Below are 18,508 nucleotides of genomic sequence, written 5' to 3' on the forward strand. Positions count from 1 at the left end.
GACGGCGATGGCTGGAGCTGTTCACACGGCCACCAGGCCGACTGGATAGCTGTCGTACCGGATGCTGCTCACGGGGCGTAGGCGTCCCGCTTCGTGTCGCAGGATCCCGCGCAGCAAGAAGCATGCGTAGGCGCGCGGTGCCTGTGAAGGAGGGCCTCCCTGTGGGGAGGCCCTCCTTGTTGCCCGTGCGGGCAGCTGTCAGGCCATCAGTTCTTGTTCTTCTTGTCCCACAGGACAGGGAGGACAGCGGGTGATGCCAGGCAGTACACCGTCACCGCGGCCATGATCAGCCAGGTGGCGGGTGCGGTGGCGCAGCGGGACAGGGTGTCCGTTGCGCCGGCCGCGGTGGTGGCTCCGGTCAGCGCGATCAGGCCCCACAGGAGCACCCAGTAGAACAGTGCGGCTTTGGTCCTGTCTTTCATGGTGGGTGGCCGGGTGGTGTCCCGGTGTGCGACCAGTTCGGGCAGGACGACGGGGGACAGTGCGCAGTAGACCAGGGTCACCGCGGTCCATGCCCAGGCAGTCGGCTGGCTGTAGACCGTGCCGAGGGCCTGGAACAGGCTGTCACCCGTATGGGCCGCGCCTCGTCCCGCGCCGAAGACCGGGATGCCCGTGAGCAGGAGCGCCACAGCGATCCGGTTGGCGGGGCGGGTGCCCCGCTTGGGGGCGGGCCTGTCCGGGGCGACTGTCATCGGGCGCACCGGGCGGTGCGGTGGCGGAAGAAGCCGTAGGCGGTGCCTGCGTAGGCGCCGTAGATGCCGCCGGTGGTTCCCCAGATGTCTGCTCGGTCCGATCCTCGGAATCCGTAGGGCCACACGCCCCAGCTGCCCGCCATCATGGAGCCGAACATACCGGCGCCGGCTCCGTACATGCCACATCGGAACGAAGCGCGGACGCGGGGCTTGGTCCAGCGGTAGGCGCTGCGGGCCTTGCCCCAGGACCAGCGGCCGAATCGCGAGCCGTTGGTGCGCGTCCAGCTCCAGGCGCTGCGGCCCCATCCCCAGGCGGTGCGGCCCCAGGAGGCGCAGCGGCTCCAGCAGGCGCGGCCGGCGGTCCACAGGCCTCGGGCGGCGACGCCGATCCATTCGCCGTCGAGGTCGAACTTGTTGATGGGGTCGCCGCCTGCGTACTCGTAGGCGTTGTGGCTGCCGCCGTAGACGGGGTCGCGGGACAGGAAGCGGCCGGTGTCGGGGTTGTAGAGGCGGACGCCCATGAGGATGAGACCGGTGGGGGTCTCGGCCGAGCGGAGCTTGCCGCCGAGCCAGCCGTAGCGGGCCGGGGTCATGCTGGGCCGGGGCTTGCCGTACTCGTCGGTGTCGAGTGCGGTGGGCGCCTTGCTGGTGTCCAACGGCAGGTTGAGGCTGACGTCGCCGTGGATGTTGGTCAGTTGCAGTGCCGTCTCGCCGGTGGCGGAGGTGAAGGCGCCCAGGTCGCCTTCGGGAGAGCTGACGTTGCGGGTGATCTCGTTGGTGGTGGTGTTCTCGACGGTCCAGCGGGGGCTGTCACCGTCGTTGTCGTAGTGGTTGATCTTGTTGTCGGTCGTGGTCCAGGTGGTGCCGCTGCCCGTCTCGACCTTGACCTGGCGCAGCCGGTGGGCGGCGTCGAGCTGCCAGGTCTGCCGGTTGGTGCCGGCGGTCTGCTGGTAGACGAGGTCGTTGGCGTAGTAGCCGATCGTGGTGCCGGGCAGGGCGGTGGTGCGGCCGAAGGCGTCGTAGACGTAGCCGGTGTCGACGAGGCGGTCGGCGCTGTCGTAGGTGTGGGTGGTGGTGGTGCCTCCGGTGGTGGGGCAGTCGGCGCCGGGAGTGCCGGTGGCGGTGGTCAGGGTCTTGCGGTTGGAGCGGGCGTCGAAGGTGTAGGCGCGCCGGGTGCAGATGGTGTCGGCGGTGTCCTCGACGGTGACCAGGCGGCCGGTGGCGTCGTAGCGGTTGTTCTGGGAGGCCCAGCCGGCGTGGGTGGTGACCTGTCCGTGGATGGACTTGGTCACGGAGTCCGAGTAGACGATCGCGCTGTCGCTGTCACGGGTGTAGATGCGGTCGGTCGGAGAGCCGGTGGCGTCTTCGGTGATCTTGAGGGTGTAGCCGCCGGGCAGCTTCTGGCTGGCCACGCCGCCGTTCGCGTCGTAGGTGGCGGTGAAGGCACCGGCGACGGAGTCGGTCAGGGTGGTGGTCAGGCCGCGGGGTTCGGCGGTGTGGTCGTAGGTGTAGGTGGTGGTGGAGGGGACGGTGTCGGCGACCGTCAGCGGCCGGTTGAGGATGTCGTAGGTGGTGGTGGTCGTGCCGCCGTCGGCGTCGGTGTAGCTGATCTGCCGGCCGAGCTTGTCGAACGCCTTGGTGATGGTGCCGGCGGTCGGCGAGACGGTCTTGACGGCGTTGCCGGTGGCGGGGTCGTACTCGGTGGTGGTCTCGGGGACCGCCTGGCCGATGCCGCCGGTGGTCTTGACGTTCACGATCCGGCCCGCGGCGTCGTGGGTGGTCGTGGTGGTGCGGGTGCTGCCGTTGGCGGTCTCGATGACCTTGGCTTCGGCGCCCCACCAGTTGTACTCGGTGGTGGTGGTGGGCACCTGGGCGGGGTTGGTGCCGCCGCCGGTGATGGCTCCGGCGGGACCGGTGGAGCAGAGCTGGTCGGCCCATTCGGGGCGGCCCTGGCAGGTGCCGGTGCCGGTGGCGGACCAGTAGGTCGTCACGCGGGTCGCGGCGTCGGTGCCGGTGGCGCCGGGCATGAGCTGCTTGGTGACGCGGCCCTGGTCGTCGTACTGGGTCTCGGTGGTCAGAGCCAGGCCGGCGGGGTCCTGGATCGTCTTGGACGGCAGGCCCTTGGCCCAGTCGTAGACGGTCTGGGTGATGCGGGTCTCGCCGTGGATGCCGGGGTACTCGCGTACTTCGGCGCCCGTGGTGACCTTGGTGATCTGGTCCTTGACCTTGGCGGTGCCGTCGGTGGGGCGGCCGGCGTCGTACTCGTTGACCGTCCGGGTGCGGGCGGTCACCGAGGTTCCGGCCGCGACCAGGGTGGTGGTGCCGGACTTGAGGTCGGCGGTGAGGTCGATCCGGCGCAGCGGGCCGAACTCCTCCTGCTTGCGGGTGCCGGTGTCGTTGTAGAGGTGGCGGGTGGTGAGCAGGTCGGCTCGGCCGGCGCTCGTGAGCTGGGCGATGCCGAGGTCGGCCTGGGCGGCGCGGTCGTCCGCGGTCAGGCCGAGGGCGATGGCTCGGTTGCCGGGCGTCAGTTCACGCACGGTGTTGCCGAAGCGGTCGTACTCGGTGGTGGAGATGTGCCCGCCGGGCATGGCGGTGTTGACCTGGCGGCCGGAGACACCGAGGTACTTGACCTCGGCGCGCTTGTAGTCGGCCGCGGTCAGCGAGCCGCCGGTGTGCGAGGCTGGGACGGCGTCGGCGGGGAAGACGGCGGTGGCGTCGGTCGGTACCTCGGTCTGGCCCCATGCCTTGACGTCGTTGGCGCCGAGCTTGTGGGGCGCGGTGGTGCCGGTGAGCGGTACATCGTAGACGATGCTGGTGGCGGCTTCACCCTCGATGGTGTCGACGGTGCCCTGCTTGAGCCCCGGCCGGGTGGCCTTGAGGAGCATGCCCGCACCGGCGGTGGCGGCGTTGCCGGCCTGGCCGTAGGTGAAGGTCCACGGCAGGTTGCCGGGAGGGGTGAGCTTGGTGACGCGACCGGCGGTGTCGTACTCGTACTCGGTCTTCAGTGCGGGGGTGATCTGCGGGTTCCAGGTCTGGCGCAGACGGCCGGCGGTGTCGTAGGCGTACGTCTGGACGGTCTTGGCCGTGGCCGCGGCGGCGCCGGGCTCGGTGGACCACAGACGGACTTCCTTGACCTGGCCGGCGAAGTCACCGAAGACGGTGGCCGTGGCGGTGGTCGCGGAGGCGTAGACGAACTCCAGGGCGCGGCAGCCCTTGGTGGACGGGGTCGCGGTGCACGTGGCGGTGGTGGCCGCCGAGGTGGGCGCGATGACGCGCTTGGGTCGTGCCAGGGCCTTGCCGTCGACGGTGACCGTCTCGGAGACGACGGTGGTGGCGGAGTTGTTCAGGCCGTTGAGCAGCGTGCTGGAGACCTGCCACGTCGTGGCGCCGCCGGCGGGCTTGGTGAACTCGGTGACGGTTCCCTCGGTGTCGGACAGGGTGAAGGAGCCGGTGACGCTGCCGGTGAGGGTCAGGCCCTCGGCGCCGGGCTCGGCGATCCAGCCGTTCTTCGCCGCGTTCGCGGTGAAGGACAGCTCCTCGCCCTCGCTGCCGACGACCACGACGGCCGTGTCGGAGATCTTGCGCAGGTGGGAGAAGTCGGACTCGGTCAGCTCGGCGATCGTGCCGGAGACCCACTCCTTGCCGAAGATCGCGGCCTGGCCCTCCTGCTTGGCGCCCTTGTCCGGGGTGCGGGAGGAGGCGGTACGCGACACGGACAGGCCGAAGGCCGAGGCCTCGGTCGCCGAGAGCGTGTAGTCACCGGTCAGCAGGTTGACCGTGCCGGGGCCGACCTCCGTGGTCGCGGCGCCGTTGGCGTTGCGGTCGACGATGACCGACAGCGGCGCGGTCGAGCCGGAGGCGGCGTTCGGGCCGGTGAAGTCGGCTTTGATCTGGACGGTGCCGTCGGGGTTGACGGTGTCGGTGGTGTTCCACACCAGCGGGGCGTTCTTCCCGCCGAGCATCGGGACGGGCCACGCGGTCAGCGGCGCACCGCCGGAGGTGACGTCGCCGGCCGGGATCTGCACCCACGCGTCGGCTTCGGAACGCCGCCAGGAGAAGGTGACGCTGTTGTACTTCGCGCCGTCCGCGTCCGCCACCAGCGACAGGCGGCGGGCGGTGCGCTCGCCCTCGTTCGGCTGGACGAAGCCGCCGGGGCCGGCGTGGAAGGTGTAGTCGACCGCCTCGGACTTGTTGTCCGCCTTGTCGACCGTGCGGACCTGCAGCGTGTGCGTGCCGTCCTTCGGCGGGGTCACCGAGATCGGCTTGGCACCGGCGGTGCCGCCGGTGGGCACCTTGGTCCAGGTCACGCCGTCGAGGGACCACTCCAGCCAGTTGTGGTCGCCGGCGGGCGGGGTGACGTTGAACGTACCCGCCTGGCCGGCGCCCTTGACCCACGTGTTCAGCGGGTAGTCGGTGGAGGTGATGCCGGTGGGGGCGGAGGGGGCGGTGATGTCGACCGTGAAGGTCTTCTCCGCGGACCAGCCGAGGTTGTAGTGCGTGCCGTCGTACGGCGAGGTGCGGAAGCGGTAGGTCTTGCCGTTGGCCAGCACCCCGGCCGGGACCGTCACCGAGGCCGGCTGCCCGGAGGGCACGAACGCCGACCGCAGCACGTCACCGACCTGCGTATTGGTGGCGTTGTCGAAGATCTGGAACGCGCCTTGGACCTTGTCGCCGTTCACGTCGACGAAGGTGTCGCGCAGGGTCGGGGTGAGGGTGTTGACGACGTAGGCGCCGCCGTAGGAGAAGTAGGGGGCGCCGGCCTCCTGCTTCGTGCCGGTGCGGGGACGGTAGTTGTACGTGACCGTCAGCTTGGGCGGGTTGGAGGCGGCGTTGGCGGAGTTGACCCGCTTCCACTGCTTGATGTTCGTCTCGTCGGTGGCCCGCAGGCCCATGCCCGCGTGGCTCCACTTGTTGTTCGCCCAGTGCTGCACCAGGTTGGTGACGTCGGCGGTGATCCAGCCGTCCGCGGTGCAGGACGTGTTGCCCTTGGTCTGGGTGGAGGTGGCCATCTTGGTGACCATCGCGGGCTGGTTCGTCCAGCGGGATGAGGTGGAGGCGTTGTTGGCCGTCCACACCTCCCAGGGCTGGGCGGTGCACTCGGGCGCGTTTCCCGAGTGGAAGTTCCACAGCGACAGCGAGGCGCTGGAGATCATCGCGTCCGAGACCGGGGCGGTGTTCCACGTGATGAAGGAACGCGCGATACGGAAGGTGCCGTCGGTGTTCTTGGTGCCGGGGTTGCCGAGGTCGAGCTCGGTGTCCGCGGACCAGTCGACCGTCTCGCCCTGCTGGACGTAGGTGTCGAAGATGCTGCTCAGGCTGGATGTCGAGGGGTCGACCGTCACGGGGTACTTCGTGGCCGGGTCCGCCAGGAACTCCGCGTCCGGGGTGATAACCAGGTCGACGCCACCCTTGGTCTTGACGACCTTCATGGCGACCTTGGCCCGGCGGGTGTGCTCCCCGGAGGACTTGTCGACGGTGGCGTCCCACATGACGGGCGCCGGCATCGTGGCCGTCTTCTTCGACTTCTTGTCCGTGAACAGAACGCTGCCGTCGGCCTGCGGGGTGACCTTCAGCCCCTTGGTCTTCAGCGGCAGGGTGTAGGAGAAGCCAGCTGCCGGCTTCTCCTTGACCTCGACGAACTGCTCGAAACCGGTACGGGTGGCCTCCACGACGACATCGGCGCCGGGAACCGCATTCACGTACGTGGCGCGGGTGCCGTCGATCTCGGGGGTCGGCAGACCGCCGCGCCACTGGAGGGTGATCTGCTCGTCACCCTGGCCCAAGGTCACCAGGTCGGTGGCGGGCGCGGCCTGAGCCGCCTTCAGGGAAGCGGCCCTGGTGCCGGACTTGCCCGCGAGCCGCAGGCCCTGCGGGTGCGCCTTGGAGGCGATCGAGCCGTCGGGCTGGGCGGCCAGCGCGACGTCGACGTCACGCCACTCACCGGAGACGGCGTCGAGGAAGCGGATGGGGCCGCCCGCGATCTCGGTCTTAAGGGAGCCGTCCTTGTTCACCCACGTGGTGGACGTCTCGGTCCTCTCCGACAGCACCTCGACGGGCTTGCCCGACAGGCGGGCGGCCACGCGAGCTGAGGCCACGTCCATCGCCTGGGTGGCGAAGACCTTCTCCGGCACTACGGGGGTCGGCGGGGGTGGCGGCGCGGCGGTAGCGGCCGCGCTGGCGCCGTCGAGCAGGGTCACTGCCATGACCAGGGCCAGCGAGCTCGCCAGGTAGGCCTGGGTCCGTCTCGCCTGGCCGGGCCGGCTCCACCGGCTCAGTGGTCGTATGTGAACCGTCATGGTTCCTCGGTCTCCTGAGAATTCCGTTTCACATCACAGCTGTGATGCAGCGGTCAAGATATCCATCTTGAAAACACCCATAGAGACCACATCGGACCAAGATCGACAAGAACCGCCCCCATGATTGCGTGACGTCTATCACACCCTTCTATTCGTCCACACGAAGCCACGAAGGACCCTTCTGAGCGAATGCCTCAAACAGGGCTACACCCTCGCCCACCTGCATAGATGCCATCACAGGCCATGCCCTACGCCCCCGTGGACTCAGCCGCGACCACCAGGTCGGAGGTCGCTCTCCCGTCAGAAGGGAAAATTACCATCAGTAAAGCAACCGCAAAGCGTTCGCAAAGCAGCTATGCGCAATGTTCATGAGCAATACATCAGAATGAACTGGCTCACGGCTCCGGGGTGTTGATCGCTCCTCCGCCGGCGCTGGACCGGGCAGACCGGCCTCCGCGCGGCAGGTGCCGGGTAGCGAACGGGATCCTGCGAAAGCTCCCGGCCGGGCTGCCCAACGGCGCCCGGAGCCGACTATTCCGCGTCGGTCTTGGATGTCGTTGTGCAGAGCTCCCGCTCAGGCGCTCTCGCGGCGGCGGCTTCGCCTCCTCGGCGCCGTACCTGGCCAGGTGGGCGCCACCGAGTGGCCGCAGCCTCGACGAAGGAGGCGTCCGGGAAGCCAAGGGCCTTTTACCAGCCGGTGGCGGCCGTCATCTCGCCGCCGGGCCGCTGGTAGTACCTCCAGGCGGTATAAACCTTCCGCTCGCCGACTCGCTCCGTGGAGGCGTACGCCCGGCGACACCGCGGGCTCTCGCGCCCTTGCGTTTCCAGGTCCTGACCACGATGCCCGGCGAGCGCCCCTCCTTGGTCCCCGGTGTCGGGCAGCACGCGTTCAACCGGTCGTACTGGTACGACGCGGCCGGGGGCGGCGCGGCGCCTGCGGTCATCAGGAGTAAGGCGGCGAGGGCGGTTGCTGCGGGATTCAGGATCCGTTTCGCGATCGGCCAGCCGTCCGGTTGCTGTGCCGAAGACGCCCTGCGGCGTGCATCACACGCGCGGGTGAGGCGGCGGTCGGACGGGGCCGTAGGCGGAGCGGCAGACGTCGGCGGCGCCCATGGGGGCCTGGATTCCCCGGGCGGCGGCGCACAGCTCGCGCGGCGGCGGACGGCTGCTGGCGGCGCGCCACCGGTTAGGGCGTCTTCGATGTCGTCTCTCTGACCCGGGCCGCACTCCGGGGCCGCGGGTCGGGCTTCGGCCTGCTCTTCGATGCCTTCCGCGGCGAGGCCTTCCTCGGCGCGGGCTTGACGGCGGCGCGGGGCTCCGGGGCGGCGGACGGCGGTGCTGGGGCGGTGCGGGCCGGCCAGCGGGGTGCCGGCGGGGGCGGGGAGGTTCCCGCATCGGCTGCGACAAGTTCCTCCCGGGCGGAGGCTCGAGTGGGCGTGGGCATGGTGGGGAGGGAGACGGTGGCCGGTCGTCGGCGGGGGCGACGGCGACAGGCTGGGCCGCGGGTGAGGGTGGCGCAGAGGCAGGGGACGGCGACGCAGCCAGTGGTGACGCGGCGGTCAGCACGAGGACGACAGTGGTGGTGCGGCGGTTCATGGCGGCACCCCCCCTCAGGCGGAGTCGGCGGGTTGACGACGCGGGCCGGGGCCACGCGGACGAGCGACCGCGCGGGCGACGGGGAGACGACCCCGCACGGGGGAATCCGGGGGGATCGGAGCCAGGGAACAGCTGCGAGGGTGCTTTCCTGAGCAGACGACAGTTCCGCCGTCCCACGGGCAGCCTACTTACACAGCGGCCCCGGCGAACGGGTCCCGGGGCGACGGGCGGGGCTAGAAAGTAAAGACCCGGCCGGTGGCGAGGATCAGATCGCACTCGGATTCGTACGTCTGCTGCCAGTGGACTTCGCGGCCCTCGTAGGTGCCGTGCGCGGTGGCGTGGACCTTGGTGAACTTGGCGGCGAGGTTGTCAAGGACCTCGTCAAGGCCGCAGGAGGGGGAGGACATCGGCGGCGCCAAGGAACGATGGGCGGCATACGGCCGCTCCACCTTCCGGAAGAGACCTCATCACCGCACTCACCACCACGGGCCGGATGCCGATACGAGCGGACAACGCTTTCTGGTGAGGACCGTGGTGAAGCGCCCACGGCCCTCAAGCCGCCCCGGCCGGTTCCCGCCCGTCCTGCGGAAACCGGCCGGCAGCCGGGGCCCACCGGCTGGTGGGCACCTGCGCGCTCGGCGAGTTGTCGGCTGACTACGGCTGCTGGGCGTTCTGGGCGTCGGCGGCCGCGCGCTGGGTGCGGAAGTTCTCCCGGTAGGCCTCGAACACCGAGGGGGTGTGCGTGGTGGTGCCGACAGTGGAGTCGTCCCACTTCAGCAGGGCCTCGTCGTTTCCGATGAGGGCGGACTTGGTGTAGGTGTGGCTGCCGGTGAAGACGATCTTCTGGTCGGGGACGCCCTTGTAGGCCCCTTCGATGATCATGTACTTGGTGTGGCTGGTCGTCCCCACCGCCTTGTCCTTGTCCTTGTACAGCTGGTGCAGGGCGACGCCGTTGTAGGTTCCCTCGGTGTTCTTCAGCCAGGCCAGGGACTCGGTGTCGGCCGCGCCGTAGACGAGGTCGACGTAGCAGCCGGCCCTGTCCAGCTCGTACAGCTTCTTGGCGATCGCGGGCCGGTTCATGCCGCCCTGGGCGATGCGGATGACGGTGCGCCCGTTGAGGCCGATGCCGGGGCTGTTGCCGTGGCAGACGGGGTGGCCGGGGACGGGGTTGTCCACGGTGTTGAGAATGTTGAGGATGACGTCGTCGGGGGTCCCGTTGGTGCCGGAGGTCTGGCGCGGGAAGAAGTAGGCCTTGGCCCGGCCCGCCTGCTTGTCCATCAGGACATCGGGGACGCGCTTGGTCGAATCGCCCTCTGCTTCGACCTGCTTGGCGAAGTACGCGCTGTAGCCGTCATAGAGCTCCGCGTTGCCGGCCACCGTCAGGGCGTCGTTCCAGAGGGTCATGCTGTCGGCCGCGCCCAGGTTGCCGGAGGACTGCACGACCACGTTGTCCACCGGCACACTGCCGCGGCCCTTGGTCTTGGAGAACAGGAAGAACTTGTTGTGGTTAACCCCGTGCCAACCGAGGTACGGGTCGACGTTCCAGGCGGCAGGCCGGGCCGCCAGGCACGCCTGCTCCTTGTCGCAGACGCGAACCCACGAGTGGCCCTCGTCGCCTTCGGGCCTGGCCGCGAGCTTCTGGAGCTCGACGTAGGACGTGTTCCACGTCCCCGTCCCGACATACTCCTCGTCGAGGAGGACTTGGACGTTCACGCCACGGTTGTGCGCTGCCACTAGGCGCTCGGCCACAGGCTTCGAGGAGTTGGCCGGAGGCGTCTTCTCCGGATCGGCCGTCGCCATGAAGATGTACAGCGAGATCTTGATGTCCGAGCCGGGCACAGCACCGTCGATAAGTCCGATGAGATGATTGAAGATAGCGTTCTGCTGCGCCGGATCGGTAGGGTTGTTGAACACCGCACCAGTCGTCACGGTCGGCGCCGGAACGGTCTCGGCAGAGGCCAGCGGCCCCGGCACCCCGGCGATCAGTGCAGCCGCCGCGACGGCCATAGACATAGAAGTACGTATACGCATATGAAGATCCTTACGGGCAACGCTGACTGCGGCACGACGCGGTCAAGACACGGCTGAGGGCAGCCCAACCACCACGTCCAGGGACGAAGATCGGCGGGGGCCGGAGGAAGGGTAACTGCTCAGATGCTCAGCGTGTGCACCCAGCCGTTCCACGGAGCCGATGAGCAAGCACCACCGCTCACGCCCGTAATCGACAACCCCCACGGCCGCGTTGCCGCCGCCCACCACGACGCCGAGGACTCGGGGCCGGCCCTGGTGCACGGGGTGGAGCCGGCTGGGATCAGGCCCAGGTGACGCCGAGGCCGGTGAGCGCGGTGCGCTGGGCTTCGTTGAGTGTGTCGCGGCGCTGTTTGGTGTTGGCGTACCAGATGCCGAGCTTGTGCTCGTGGGGTTCGCCGTCGATGAGGAGGGTTTCGGTGTGGCTCCGGGCGGGGGTGGCGCCGGTGCCTTCGCGGGCGGTGAACTGGGCGAGTGCGGCCAGGCCGCGGCGGAAGCCCGCCGGCATCTTCCCTGCCCCCTTCCCTGCCGTGGCGGGGGCTGGTGCGGGGGGCGGGGTGATGCCGAGGGTGGTCAGGCGGGTGCGCTGTTCGTCGGTGAGGTCGGGCCAGGCGCGGTGCTGGCGGGTGATCCAGGTGCCGAGGTCGTCGCCGTCGTAGACGACGCCGGGGGCGATGTCGGGCAGGCGGCCGTCGGGGTCGTCGGCGGCGAGGCGGGCGAGGACGCGGTGGTGGCGCTGCCAGTCCAGCGGCCAGGGGCAGTTCCAGTCCGGGTCGATCTCCGCGAGCTGCGCGGCGCGGGTCGTGGCGCGGTCGGGGTCTTTGCCGAGGGCGCCGGGGCGGCGGAGGTTGGCGATCAGTTGGCCGATCGCGAGCGTGTCCTGGTCGGTCTCGCCCCACTGTGCGTCCTGGCGGGGGGCGAGGTGGCCGTGGGCGCGGTGGTAGGAGCGCAGGGCGGCCAGCTTGGTCTCCCATGCCTCGTCGCCGGGTTCCCAGACCATGCCTTCGGCGTCGAGCTGTTCCTTGCGGTGGGGTTCCAGGGTGCCGGCGCGGAGGTTCTTGCGCTGCTGGTGGACCCAGCGGCCCAGCGGGAAGTCCTTCGGCCCGGATGCGGTGGCGATCGTGGTGACGGTGTCGTAGGGGACCGTGTGCAGGCCCTCGATGTTCTGGGCGCGCCAGCGGCGCAGGGCCTGGTAGCCCTCCAGCCAGACCAGGGACTCGGGGCGGTACACGCGGGTGCGCAGGAACGCCGCGATCGTCGCCGGGTCGCGGGGGGTGGCGAAGTGCAGCAAAGGGGACTCGGGCGCGGTCTGCGCGGCGCCGTCGAGGTCGTCCTGCTCCTGGCCGTCGCGAGCGCCGTCTTCGCCTGCTGGGGCGGTGGTGGGGATGATGCGGCCGTCCTCGTCGCGGTGGACGTGGGTGGTGCGGTGGTGTTCGCGGCGGGTGAGGGCGCGGGAGGCGATGTCGGCGACGAGGTGCTCGGAGTGGGAGCGCAGCCCGTTGAGGACGGCGACAAGGGGGGCGTAGGAGGCGGAGGCGATCATGTCCGTGGGGTCTTCGCCGGGCTGGAGGAAGACGGGGACGATGATCCGGGCGGTCTTCGTGGTGCCGTCGGGATTGGGGCGCAGGGCGCGGCCGATGTTCTGGACGATCTCGACCTGGGAGCCGCGGGTGTCGGCGAAGCAGACCGCCTGGACGCCGCGCTCGCCCGTGATGTCGACGCCCTCCCCGAGGACGCGGACACTCGCGAGGAAGGCGCGGTGGACGCGGCGGGAGTGCTTGTCGATGCCGTTGGCGAACTGCTCGATCGTCCGGCGGCGCTCGGTGACCGTGTGGTCGCCGCACAGCCACGCCGACCACACGCGGTCCGGGGGGACGTGGCGGCCGGGGTCGAGGTCGTAGAGACGCGCGTTGATCGACGAGACCGGCATCTGCTCCGCCGCGGCGAGAGCGTCGAGGGTCGGCTCGTTGGCGTACAGCTCGGCGGCGGTCTTGGGGAGTTTCGCGGCGAACGCCGCGGCTTCCTCCACCCGGTGGTGGAACGTCATGACCGTCTTGAGGTTGTGGCGGGCGGCGTGCTCCAGCAGCGCGGTCTGGAGCAGGGCGAGGCGGCGGCCGCGCGGCGCTTCCGCAAAGGGGGCGGGACGCGGGTCGGGGTCGGGGTCGCGGATCTCCAGCACGTCGATCTCGAAGCCAGCGAGGATCTCCCGGGTGATCGCCTCCGACAGCCCGAGTTCGTGGATCCACTCGCCGTAGACGCCGTCCGGGTCATCGGTCATGGAGACGATCGGCGTCTCTTCGCCGTCGGCGCCGGGGCGGGGGGCGGCGAGGATCCGGGGGGTGGCGGTCATGTAGAGGCGGAAGGCGGCGGGGATGCGGGTGTTGTCGTGGATCGCGGCCCAGGGACGGGCGGCGTCACCGACGGTGCTGTGGGCCTCGTCGACGATGGCCAGGTCGAAGCCGTCCAGGCGCTGCCCGTACATCCGCTCCCCGCCCGCCAGCGCCATCTCCAGCGGGCCGCGGATCTTCGCCCGGCCGGTAATGTCCCACGGGTCCTCGCGGTCGACGAGGGAGGCGTACGTCGCGAACACCACCACCGGACCGCTGCCGGCCCACAGCGCCAGCTGGATCGGGTTCGTCGTGACCCGCACCCCAAGGGCTTCGAGGACCTCGTCGCCGTGCAGAGAGCAGACCGCGACCATGGGAGCGGTGTGGCCCACGCGGCGCCACGCCTGCACGGTCTGGGCGAGGAGGTCGAGGGTGGGGACCATGACCAGGATCCGGCCGTTCGGGAAGAAGGTGCGGGCTGCGGCAGCGGCGGTGATGGTCTTTCCGGAGCCTGTCGCCGACACGTACGTCGCCCGCTCACCAGCCGGGCCGGGGGTCCTGGTGTCAGGCCAGCCGAGCCACGCCTGGATCGCGTCCAGACCGGCCTTCTGATGCTCCCGCAGCTGGATCGTCGTGCTCACAAGACCTCTTCCTCCCTTGATGACGGCTGACGTGCCTGGACACCTGGCTGGCCAAGTCTGGTCAGCCAGGTACTCGGCGGCCGGTCAGTAGAACCAGACGACCAGGCGTACATTCTCGGCTCCGTGGACTTCGCTGAGGACGCGCATGACGTTCCAGACCCGGCCCCAGTCCGTGTCGGTCCCCGCGGCTGATGCGCGGGTTCGCGCGCCTGTGGCGTCGGTCTCCTGCCAGTCCGTGGTCTCCAGCTCGGCCCAGGTCAGCCAGGTGGTCCCGTAGATGTCGTGAGGGCCGCCGCAGCCGGTGAACATGCGTCGCAGCCCGGCCGACGCATCGTCCGGGAAGCCACGGTCCTGGGCCAGGGGGCGGAAGCCGAAGGTGTTTCGGATTCCGAAGAGACAGGCCAGGCCGTCGTAGGCGTTGCCCCTGTTGAGGAGGAAGAGATCGATACCGGCCTCCCATACGGAGTCCTCGTCGTCAGGGCCCCACAGGCGCGCCCCGGGCCGGCATTCGATCATTCCGCTGACATCGGTCGACATGAGGAGATCCTGCCTGCGCTGGCCGGGAGCAGGCACTCCCCTTTCCACGGCTCACGCCCGCTCCAGCCGCGCGGACGAATCAAGCGTCGCTGTCCTTGCATTGCACCGGCTGACCGAAACTCAAGGGCGGCCGACGCTGCCGTTGTGTACCCCCTGATGACGCTCTTTGAAATCGGCCACCCTCTGCTCAGGGGTGACCCCACACCTGCTCGCGATTCCCCAGTCTGGAGTGACATGACCTCCGTGGGGCAGGGGGCCGGTTTGTTCCTCGGCCGATGGTCAGGGCTGGTTCGCGATCTGTCGGCCGAGCTGTTCGAGGAAGTCCTGCAAGCTGGTCGCGGCGACCTCGAAGTCGTCAGCCCAGGAGGCCGTGGTGGACTTCCAGACTTGTCCGCTGTCTCCGATCGCGAACAGATGGCCCCCGCCGTCGCTGGCGAAGACCAGTGCGATCGATTCGCCGTCGATCGGAGCGGGGCCGTACTCGCGGAAGTGTTCCGCCACCGTTGCTGGTGAGTGGATGAAGTACCCGTTGTCGACGTCGGGCAGGGAAGCCTCGCTGATCACCCAGTAGAGCGTGGTCAGGTCGGATGGGATCGGCGTCAGGTCCACGAGCGCGTCCGTCGCCTGGTGGCTGTCGTCGGTTGCGAGCATCACGGCGTTGTGGCCGGGCGGGAAGCCGTGCGTCGGGAGGAAGGACCGCATCAGCTTCGTCAGCGCCGCGTCGACCTGTTCCCGCCAGGACCGGACCCACTCCGCGTCAAGCCGCTCACCAGGCACGTTTCCCCCTCGAATACGCGTGGGACCCGCCGGCGCGAGCCCGGAAGAACATATCGGAGGGGTCAGCATGGAGTGCGATGGGAACCGCGCTTTCCGATCCGCGGCTCCTGGACCGGCCAAACCTGCTCAGGCGATCTCCCCACTCATCGTGTGATCTTGCCCGGCGTGTCGAACTGGGATCGGAGTGTCGTGGAGAGCCTGCGTGCGCAAGTTCGGCCTGGTCGGGGGCCTGGATGCTCACGCGGGAGGAAGACGTGGATGCTCACGCACTGCGTCGTCAGGGTTGGACGATCTCAGCGATCGCACGTCATCTGGGACGTGACCGCAAGACGATCCGCGCCTATCTGAACGGCGATCAGGCCCCTGGCCGACGACGGCAGAGCCCGGACGCCTTCGTGCCCTTCCTGCAGTACTGCCGGCAGCGGCTCGCCGATGATCCGCATCTGTGGGCCTCGACCCTGTTCGACGAGGTCAGGGACTTGGGCTATGAAGGCGGCTACTCGACCTTCACCCGTGCGCTTCGCCGCTACCAGGTCCGGCCGCACTGCGAGCCGTGTCACGCCGCGACGGGCCGGAACGTCGCGGTGATCGCGCATCCGCCGGGCGAGGAGATCCAGTTCGACTGGCTGGAGCTTCCGGACGCGCCCGAGTCGTGGGGAGTGGGCGAGCACGCTCACCTGCTGGTCGGGGCGCTCGCGCATTCGGGCCGGTGGCGGGCGGTGCTGGCGGAGTCCGAGGACTTCCCGCACCTGGTCCAGGCCCTCGATCAGGTGGTCCGCAAGCTGGGCGGGACCGCGAGGCGGTGGCGCTTCGACCGGATGGCCACTGTCTGTTACCCCTCCAGTGGGCAGGTCACCGCGTCTTTCGCTGCTGTCGCGAAGTACTACGGCGTCGGAGTCGACATTTGCCCGCCTCGTCGCGGCAACCGCAAGGGTGTCGTCGAGAAGGCCAACCACGCGGCAGCCCAACGCTGGTGGCGCACGGTTCCCGACGCGCTGACCGTCGTCCAAGCCCAGTCCGGCATCGACAAGCTCGCCGTCCGCATGGATGAACGCCGCCGGTCGGTGGACGGGATCAAGGTCACCGTCGGTGAACTCGCTGCCGCTGAAATGCTGCTCGACGTCCCGGTCCGGCCGTTCCCGGCCGAGCTGCAGGTCGAGCGGACCGTGAGCCCGCAGTGCCTCGTTTCCTTCGACGGGAATCTGTATTCCGTCCCGCCGGGACTCGCCGGCGCTCAGGTCAGGGTCATGCACCGGCTCGGTGAGAGCCACTTCGACATCGCCACCGCCGGGCGGGCCGTGGTTGCCCGCCACCGCCGGGCGCCGCGCGGCGCCGGCCAGACAGTGCGGGACGCCGGACACGTCGTCGCACTCGAACGCGAGGTCCTCGCCTCCTTCTCGGACCGGGCTCCCTGCAAGAACAAGGTCCGCCGGCCTCCTTCCGAGGCCGCGCGGGCGGAAGCCGAGCGGCTGCGAGGCCAGCAGGCCGCCGCTGGTGATCCAGCCGAACGGGTCGTGATCGACCTGTCCCACTATGCCGCCGTGGCCGACCGGCTGCGGACCGTTCCCTCACCGAAGGAGGAGAACACGGAGTGAGTACGTCCCCGATGCAGATGAGCGAAGCACGCCGCTTCCAGCAGCTGCGAGGCCACCTGTCCTACCTCAAGCTCAACGACGCCGCCGAAGCACTCAACCGGGTGCTCGACCAGGCCCGCGCCGAACGGATGTCGCTGACCGCCGCACTGGAACGACTTCTGGAGATCGAGGTCGAGGCCACCGAAGCCCGTCGGCTCGCCGCCCGCCTCCGGTTCGCCTGCCTGCCCGAACCCTGGACGCTGAACGACTTCGACTTCGCCGCCCAGCCCGGTGTCGACGAGAAACTCATCCGCGACCTGGCCACCCTGCGCTTCCTCGACGACGCCTCCAACGTCCTGTTCGTGGGGCCTCCCGGCGTCGGCAAGACCATGCTGTCCGTCGCCCTCGGCCGGGCCGCGGTCGACGCCGGACACCGCGTCTACTTCACCACCGCCGCCGAGCTCGCGGCCAAGTGCCACAAGGCCGCCCTCGAAGGACGCTGGAAGACCTGCATGCGCTTCTTCGCAGGTCCGAAGCTTTTGATCATCGACGAGCTCGGCTATCTGCCGCTTCCCGAGGACGGTGCCTCCGCACTGTTCCAGGTGATCAACCAGAGGTATCTGAAGTCGAGCACGATCCTGACGACCAACGTCGGCATCGCCGACTGGGCCGGAGCCTTCGGTGACGCCACCGTCGCCGCTGCCATGCTCGACCGGCTCCTGCACCGGGCGGCCGTCGCCGGCATCGACGGCCCTTCCTACCGGCTCCGCAATCACCAGACCCAGGCCGACACCATCCGCAAGGGAGTGAACGCCCGTGTCTCCTGACAGTGCTACCTCCCTCGGCCCCCGATCCACCAACTGCCCTATCTGCGAGGGAGAGTTCGTGCCGCACCCTCGGCAGATCTATTGCTCTCCCCGCTGCAAATCCGCAGCCCACCGACTCCCGCCCGCACCCCCGGCAGCCCACACCTGCCCCGTCTGCCAGGGCATCTTCACCGCCCACCCCCGCCTGCGGCAGATCTACTGCTCGCCCAACTGCCGCCGCGATGCGGAGAAGCAGCGCAACCAGGAACGCGACGAACTGCGGGCCATCCGGCTCGGCGAACAGCAGCCCCGGCAGACTGCGACAACCACAGCCGGTTCCGCTCGGCAGGAGCAGGCCCTGACCCCCACCGCCGTCCGGAACTGCCCGCACTGCGATCAGCCCGTCACCATCGTCGCCCTGCTGGCCACCCCGGAAGCGGCCCGTCCCACCATCGCCAGCAGGGTTCCCGAGATCACCTCCCTGCGGCGGACTCCGTGAGCACCGCGGGCAACGACTTCGCCTGACCGTCACCGATCAACAGGGCCCGGCGACCTTCGGTCGCCGGGCCCTCACACGCGCTCTTCGCTCCCCAGATTCCCCACTCACTTCAAACTGCACCGAAGTGGAGGGAAGAGCGGCCCTGGCCGATTTCAGAGATCCTCATCACCCCGGTCACAGGTCGAACTCGATGTGCTCCACGCCCAGCATGCGGACTTCCTCCAGGCTCGCCGCCCGGGTGCCGTGCTGCTGGAAGTACACGTCCTTCAGTGCGTCCGCGACGGCCTGCCGCATCTGCCGCTCGCCACCGCGTTCCTGGGCGTCGAAGAGACGGCCGGCGTGGTGCGGGGGCAGGGCGAGGGTGAGATGGCGTTCCCGGGCCTCGTCGGTGGTGCCGGCGGGGGCGGCGTAGCCGAGTTGGGCTCGGACGTCGATCATCACGCCCTGGCTCGTCGCGGCTGCCTGCTTCGCTTTCTGTCGTACCTTCGGCTGCCACCGTTTGCGGACTTCGCCTGCCATGCGGCCGGCGAGGTCGGGGCGGGGCTTTTTGATCTGGTCCTTCACGTACCGCTCGACGGTGCGCTGGGAGATGCCGAGGAGCTGGGCGACGGCCTTGGTGCTCTTGAGCTGCTTGACGAGGAACCGCATCTGGGCGCCCGCGGACTTGGGGGGCTGGCGGGTGAACGCCTTCTGGAGCATCTGGTCCAGGGCCTGGCCGACCGATCTGGTGACCAT

11 protein-coding genes are annotated in these 18,508 nt (G+C 69.5%); 3 read left to right on the plus strand and 8 right to left on the minus strand.

Going from position 1 to position 18,508, the window contains the following annotated elements; all coding sequences use genetic code 11:
- Window positions 1-206: 206 nt before the first annotated feature.
- From ACFVQZ_RS14815 to ACFVQZ_RS14845, 7 genes are all read right to left on the minus strand, one after another.
- Window positions 207-692 carry a hypothetical protein gene (locus ACFVQZ_RS14815; RefSeq protein ID WP_383622301.1) on the minus strand — a complete coding sequence of 162 codons (486 nt, stop codon included), beginning with the start codon at window positions 690-692 and terminating at the stop codon, window positions 207-209.
- Window positions 689-6,895: a DNRLRE domain-containing protein gene (locus ACFVQZ_RS14820; protein ID WP_383622971.1), complete on the minus strand. Its 6,207-nt coding sequence runs from the start codon at window positions 6,893-6,895 to the stop codon at window positions 689-691. Before ACFVQZ_RS14820 ends, ACFVQZ_RS14815 begins: the two co-directional genes overlap by 4 nt.
- A gap of 1,922 nt (window positions 6,896-8,817) precedes the next feature.
- Window positions 8,818-9,033, minus strand: a complete 216-nt coding sequence (locus ACFVQZ_RS14825; protein ID WP_383622304.1) for a hypothetical protein — start codon at window positions 9,031-9,033, stop codon at window positions 8,818-8,820.
- A 205-nt stretch (window positions 9,034-9,238) separates the two neighbouring features.
- A complete protein-coding gene (locus ACFVQZ_RS14830; RefSeq protein ID WP_383622307.1) occupies window positions 9,239-10,423 on the minus strand; it encodes a phospholipase D-like domain-containing protein in 1,185 nt (394 codons plus the stop codon).
- Window positions 10,424-10,895: 472 nt separating this feature from the next.
- Window positions 10,896-13,580 (minus strand): Helicase associated domain protein, encoded by a 2,685-nt coding sequence (locus tag ACFVQZ_RS14835; RefSeq protein WP_383622310.1) that lies wholly within the window; start codon window positions 13,578-13,580, stop codon window positions 10,896-10,898.
- Window positions 13,581-13,664: 84 nt separating this feature from the next.
- Window positions 13,665-14,117 carry a hypothetical protein gene (locus ACFVQZ_RS14840; protein WP_383622313.1) on the minus strand — a complete coding sequence of 151 codons (453 nt, stop codon included), beginning with the start codon at window positions 14,115-14,117 and terminating at the stop codon, window positions 13,665-13,667.
- 279 nt (window positions 14,118-14,396) lie between these two features.
- On the minus strand, window positions 14,397-14,894 hold the full coding sequence (locus tag ACFVQZ_RS14845; protein ID WP_383622316.1) for a hypothetical protein: 498 nt from the start codon (window positions 14,892-14,894) through the stop codon (window positions 14,397-14,399).
- 254 nt (window positions 14,895-15,148) lie between these two features.
- On the opposite strand from ACFVQZ_RS14845, the gene ACFVQZ_RS14850 reads away from it, so the two are divergent.
- From ACFVQZ_RS14850 to ACFVQZ_RS14860, 3 genes are read left to right on the plus strand one after another with little or no spacing between them, the layout of a single operon-like run.
- Window positions 15,149-16,489 (plus strand): IS21 family transposase, encoded by a 1,341-nt coding sequence (locus tag ACFVQZ_RS14850; RefSeq protein ID WP_383622319.1) that lies wholly within the window; start codon window positions 15,149-15,151, stop codon window positions 16,487-16,489.
- A complete protein-coding gene (istB, locus tag ACFVQZ_RS14855; protein WP_356691367.1) occupies window positions 16,486-17,295 on the plus strand; it encodes an IS21-like element helper ATPase IstB in 810 nt (269 codons plus the stop codon). Before ACFVQZ_RS14850 ends, istB begins: the two co-directional genes overlap by 4 nt.
- A gap of 58 nt (window positions 17,296-17,353) precedes the next feature.
- Window positions 17,354-17,773: a hypothetical protein gene (locus ACFVQZ_RS14860; RefSeq protein WP_383622323.1), complete on the plus strand. Its 420-nt coding sequence runs from the start codon at window positions 17,354-17,356 to the stop codon at window positions 17,771-17,773.
- Window positions 17,774-17,947: 174 nt separating this feature from the next.
- On the opposite strand, the gene tpg is transcribed toward ACFVQZ_RS14860, so the two are convergent.
- Window positions 17,948-18,508, minus strand: coding sequence for a telomere-protecting terminal protein Tpg (gene tpg / locus ACFVQZ_RS14865; protein ID WP_383622326.1), 561 nt, complete (start codon window positions 18,506-18,508; stop codon window positions 17,948-17,950).

Source organism: Streptomyces sp. NPDC057854 (genome assembly GCF_042797055.1).
In the GTDB taxonomy this organism is placed as follows: Bacteria; Actinomycetota; Actinomycetes; order Streptomycetales; family Streptomycetaceae; genus Streptomyces.